The sequence below is a fragment of the Roseisolibacter sp. H3M3-2 genome, assembly GCF_029211165.1.
Classification (GTDB): domain Bacteria; phylum Gemmatimonadota; class Gemmatimonadetes; order Gemmatimonadales; family Gemmatimonadaceae; genus Roseisolibacter.
Genome location: NZ_JARGEK010000651.1, coordinates 1 through 1,265 on the forward strand (window position 1 = coordinate 1; position 1,265 = coordinate 1,265).

Consider the following 1,265-nt stretch of genomic DNA (forward strand, 5'->3'; position numbering starts at 1 on the left):
CTCCGCGCCGGCCAGGCGCACGCCGGCGACGCCGCGCGCGCGCAGCGCCACCGCCGCCAGCAGCCCGCCGAGCAGCGTGGGGAGCGCGCGCGACCAGAAGAAGGCCGGTCCGACGTGGGCGCAGGCGTGCGCGGCGTCGAGCACGCCCATCGTCGCGAACGCCGCGGCGAGCCAGGCGTCGCGCGGCGCCGGCAGCCCGGTGACGCGCCGCCGCAGCTCCAGCAGCAGCGCCAGCGCGAGCGCGGCGACCTCGCCGGCCGCCTCCATCGCCGAGTGCAGGGGCTGGTGCGGCCACGCGGCCTCGGGGGCGGAGGCGCGCAGCACGAGGGCGGCGACGAAGGCGGCGACGCCCGCGGCCGCGCCCAGGACGGGGACGCGGCCGGCGGCGGCGCGGGAGGCTCGGTCCGGCATGGGCGGCAACCTAGCGAGTGGGGGCCGCCCCCCGGGACCCGCTCACGCCCCCGGGCCGGCGGCCCGCAGCCGCGCCATCACCCGGTCGGCCGCGGCGTCGAGCGTCGTCGAGAGGGCGAACCGCTCGCGCGCGCGCTCGAGGTCCGCGAACGACGTGTCGGGGCCCGGGACGAGGACGCCGAGCCCGCCGAAGCGCGCCGCCGGCGAGACGTCGCGCAGCTTGTCGCCGACGAACGCCGATCGCGCGAGGTCGAGCGCGTGCTCGCTGGCCGCCTGCTGGTAGAGCGCGATCCCCGGCTTGCGGCAGGCGCACGGCGGGCCGAAGTCCGGATGGTGCGGGCAGTGGTAGCTGGCGTCGAGCGACGCGCCCCCCGCGGCCAGCAGCGCGTCGAGGCGCGCGCGCACCGCCTCGTACTCGGCCTCGCCGAACATCCCGCGCGCGATCCCCGACTGGTTGGTGACGACGACCAGCGCCAGCCCGGCCTCGCGCAGGCGGACCAGCGCGCGCGCGACGCCGGGGCGCAGCCGGACGCGGTCCGGGTCCGACAGGTAGTGCTCGTCGTCGATCAGGGTGCCGTCGCGGTCGAGGAAGACGGCGGGGCGCAGCGGGGGTGGGGCGTCGGCCACGGGCGGGGTCAGTCGGTGAGGGCGTCGGCGACGGCGTCGGCGAGGCGGGCGTCGTCGCGCGCCGGGACGCTGCGCAGGTCGAGGAGGACGCGGTCGTCCACGATGCGGCCGACCACGGGCGTGCCGCCGTCGCGCAGCGCGCGCGCGACCGCGGCGCCGGGGCCGGCCAGCGCGACCGCCCACGACGCCAGGCGCGCGGTGGGGAAGGCCCCGCCGCCGACGCTCCC

Annotated in this window: 1 protein-coding gene and 2 pseudogenes; all 3 read right to left on the minus strand. The window is 80.4% G+C overall.

The features are described from left to right. Positions 1 to 411 (minus strand): annotated as a pseudogene (locus tag PYV61_RS25455) (hypothetical protein); the annotation flags it as partial. 42 nt (positions 412 to 453) lie between these two features. Beyond that, positions 454 to 1,038, minus strand: a complete 585-nt coding sequence (locus PYV61_RS25460) for an HAD family hydrolase (protein ID WP_275836688.1) — start codon at positions 1,036 to 1,038, stop codon at positions 454 to 456. Positions 1,039 to 1,046: 8 nt separating this feature from the next. After that, positions 1,047 to 1,265: pseudogene (locus PYV61_RS25465) on the minus strand (L-seryl-tRNA(Sec) selenium transferase); the annotation flags it as partial.